This window comes from Porphyromonas sp. CAG:1061, assembly GCF_000435035.1.
Taxonomy (GTDB): Bacteria; Bacteroidota; Bacteroidia; order Bacteroidales; family Porphyromonadaceae; genus Porphyromonas_A; species Porphyromonas_A somerae.
Genome location: NZ_HF988931.1, coordinates 1 through 2,790, shown reverse-complemented (window position 1 = coordinate 2,790; position 2,790 = coordinate 1). Strand labels below are relative to the sequence as shown.

At 45.2% G+C, this 2,790-nt stretch carries 3 protein-coding genes; all 3 read left to right on the top strand.

The genetic code is table 11. The features are described from left to right. Positions 1-220: 220 nt before the first annotated feature. Genes QVO39_RS06625 through QVO39_RS06615 form a run of 3 tightly spaced genes read left to right on the top strand, consistent with a single transcriptional unit; the run spans position 221 to position 2,592 of the window. Positions 221-790: an RNA polymerase sigma factor gene (locus QVO39_RS06625; RefSeq protein ID WP_021903520.1), complete on the top strand. Its 570-nt coding sequence runs from the start codon at positions 221-223 to the stop codon at positions 788-790. Further along, positions 769-1,899: a porin family protein gene (locus QVO39_RS06620; RefSeq protein ID WP_021903519.1), complete on the top strand. Its 1,131-nt coding sequence runs from the start codon at positions 769-771 to the stop codon at positions 1,897-1,899. The genes QVO39_RS06625 and QVO39_RS06620 overlap by 22 nt, the downstream gene beginning before the upstream one ends. A gap of 39 nt (positions 1,900-1,938) precedes the next feature. After that, on the top strand, positions 1,939-2,592 hold the full coding sequence (locus QVO39_RS06615) for a hypothetical protein (RefSeq protein WP_021903518.1): 654 nt from the start codon (positions 1,939-1,941) through the stop codon (positions 2,590-2,592). The last annotated feature ends 198 nt before the right edge of the window (positions 2,593-2,790 follow it).

Sequence of the window (2,790 nt, the reverse complement as noted above, 5' to 3'; positions counted from 1 at the left end):
GCTGCGTTGCTTTCGGAATTCGGCCTAGGTCAAGTACGCAAGTACGCTCCCTTCGGCCTCATCCTTAGCGCCTTGCATCTCATCCTTCGTGCAAAGCCTCAGCACATTTGACAAATGTGCGAGAATGGCACTTCGTGCAAAGTCTCAAATAAATTTGGTAATTGATGCAGTATTTTTATGACCCCCTTGTTTTCACTATAGAGAGACCAAGATAGAATGTATGGATCCAGTAAATAGCGAACAAATAATAGCCTCACTACTCGGTAGTGACCCAGAGAAGGCATTTCAGCAGATCTACGAGCTTTATGCACGTAGGCTTTTGGGGGTTGCTTTTCGGTATGTGGGGGATAGAGAGGTGGCTAAGGATCTATTTCAAGAAGCTATCTGCAAGGCCTATAAGGCTAGGAATACCTTTAAGTATCAAAGGGAAGGATCGCTAATAGCATGGCTGAAGCGTATTATGATTAATGAGTGCATCAATCACCTAAAAAGTTTCCATGTACGCATGGTGGATAGATATGACGAGGAGCAGCAGAGAGCCGAGGAGGTGCCTCAAGATGAAGAGGTGGGGTGGCTAGCCCAGCTAGATAATGACCTCTTGATGGAGATGATCGCGGGGTTGCCTGATGGCTACCGAGTGGTCCTTAATATGTATGTGATAGAGGGGTTTAGTCATAAAGAGATAGCAGCACGATTAGGGATTAAGGAGCGAAGCTCATCATCTCAGTATCATCGTGCTAAGTTAGAACTTAAAAGGAGAATTGAGCAATGGATCAAAGAGCAAGAATAGAACCAAAAGATCAGTGGGAAAAGAAGCTGCGTGAGAAGTTGATGGATTATCAAGCTCCTATCGACCAATTACCTCCTTTGCAATTGCCGACAGACCAACGGAGGAAGCCTCTCCTTTGGCTGGTATGGGGCGGTGCAGCATCAGCTGCGGCGGTCATTCTCTTATTACTACTGCTACACCAGGACAATGAACCTATTGATCAGTTGGTACAGAGTACAGAGAGTGAAGTCGCTAAGATTGTAGAGCCTATTAATCCTGTTGACCACGAGGAGGGCATTACTCAAGTAGATCAATTCGTGCGATACCATAGAGCGGAAAAGGTGGAGTCCACCCACGAGATAATGAGTCAAGAGAGTATAATTGAAGAGGTGACTTCTGATCTGCCTGAGAAGGAGGTTCACGAGGAGCCTGTGGTGGCGGAGAAAGAGGTGGAGAGTGAGCAACAATCACCTTTGGAAGAACTGAGACCTTATGAAAAGTCGATAACTGTAGCACCTAAGGAGCAGCGACCCATCAGGCTATCAGTGAATCTAAGTGGAGCCTCAACTAGTGGCGGTGGAGTGGGGGATACTTCTACACGGTACAGCTTAGTGAGTGTCACGGACAGTCGCTACTTTGAGCCTATCAAAGAGCAATTCTTTACTAAAGAACTGGCCCCAATAGAGTTGGCGGTGACGGCCATCCTTCCTCTCTCAAAAAGATGGAGCCTAGAGAGTGGTGTGCAGTATGCTTATAGGCAACTTAATGTGACCTCCAACTTGGGTTCCGAATTTATTGCAAAGGTTCATGCAGTAGGTGTCCCTCTGAATCTGCAATATTATTTTGCTGATCTAGGTCGATGGAAGTGCTACGGAAGTGCTGGAGCAAGTGGAATGTTCCCAGTCTCGGTAGCATACAAAGGCGACGGAATTAAGAAGCTCAAGCAGAGTTTTTATCTCGATACCCACCTCTCAGTAGGAGCGGAGTACAGCATCACCAATTCGATGTCCCTTTATGGTGCGATAGGCGGTGGATATGATGTGATACCTTTGGATAAAGAGTTTTTTAGCTCTGCCAACTCGCGGTGGCACCTCAAGATGAGTGCTGGACTTCGGTTTGAAATAAAGTAATATACAATTTGGTGTAATCATTTAAATAGTCATTTAATCATGAACAAAAAGAGATTTTATCTTATCGGTGCAGTCCTGCTATTGGGCTTAGGACTGACTAGTTGCTTGAAACCTTCCGACACCCCAGAGCTACACTTCACACGTGAAAACCTAGGGTCGGCCAAGGTCAATGGCAAGGAGTTTGAGCATACGGTCTATCTTGCCAACCTTCCTTATCGCCAGAATAACCCTTACTTCTATTACAGTGAGAAGCATAAGGTGGGGTACTTCCCAATTTACCTCTCACCGAAGGGTGGTGATGTCCGGACACCTACTCAGTATGGCGTTATCCTATATCTCGACCTTAGTAAGGGAGTACCTGAGCTGAATAAGCCTTATGAGTTTAAGCCAACTAGTTTGGTGAATTCATTATCGCCCAATCAGGAGCTGTTTTCGCTCTTTATTAAGGAGCGAGCTAAGCTACTGCCAGAAGGAGCTCAGGGTATAGCTGTGGTGTATCGTAGAGGAATCATCGAAAGGAGTACTGCCGAAGGTAGTATCACCTTTACCAGCTTTGATACAAAGAAGGGTACTTGTACTGCTACCTATCAGCTCAAAACCACTGCACAGGATAAAAGTGGGGAGCTCAGCTTCACTCATGGTATGATCAATACAAAGATTTATACTGATAGAAAAGTAGAACCAAAGAAGTAACCTCCTCTTGCAGGAGCTAGTATAATCTCAAGTGTATTCTTTTTGTGGGTAGCTCGTCTGTTGCTTAGGCAATAGGCGAGCTTTTTCATGCTCCTATCTCCTTCTAGAAATACCACACTAATTGGTGCTCATCAAAAAAGGGATGCATATACATTGGTGTCGATACTGTCCCAAAAAAGTGTGTAAGCCCCAATAATG